The 346-nt window shown below is 46.2% G+C and carries 1 protein-coding gene; it reads right to left on the reverse strand.

All coding sequences use genetic code 11. The annotated features are described in order from the left end of the window. Positions 1 to 346 (reverse strand): M48 family metalloprotease (locus AAEY62_RS21010; RefSeq protein WP_350636264.1); only part of this gene is annotated, 346 nt, incomplete at both ends.

A 346-nucleotide genomic window follows, 5' to 3' on the forward strand; every position in this document is an offset into this window, starting at 1 on the left:
CGACTACAGCGGCTAAAATACCGGCAATCATTCCAGCTATGGTCATTGCGCTGTTGTCTTGTTGTTGCTGTAAGCGCCGTGCTAAATGGCGCTGGGTAACGTGGGCAATTTCATGGCCAAGTACCGATGCAAATTGACTTTCATCATCAGCTTGCGCAATTAATCCGGTGTGTACGCCTACATGGCCGCCATAAAATGCAAAGGCGTTTATTTCAGAGTTATTTAACCAAAAAAATGAAAACGGAAACCGCACATCATTGGCGCTAGCCACAAGTTTACGGCCCACTGTGGTTAAGTACTCATCAAGCACAGGGTCGTTAATTATTGGCGACGAGCCTCTAATTTG

It is taken from the genome of Pseudoalteromonas sp. GW168-MNA-CIBAN-0100 (assembly GCF_040309225.1).
In the GTDB taxonomy this organism is placed as follows: domain Bacteria; phylum Pseudomonadota; class Gammaproteobacteria; order Enterobacterales; family Alteromonadaceae; genus Pseudoalteromonas; species Pseudoalteromonas arctica.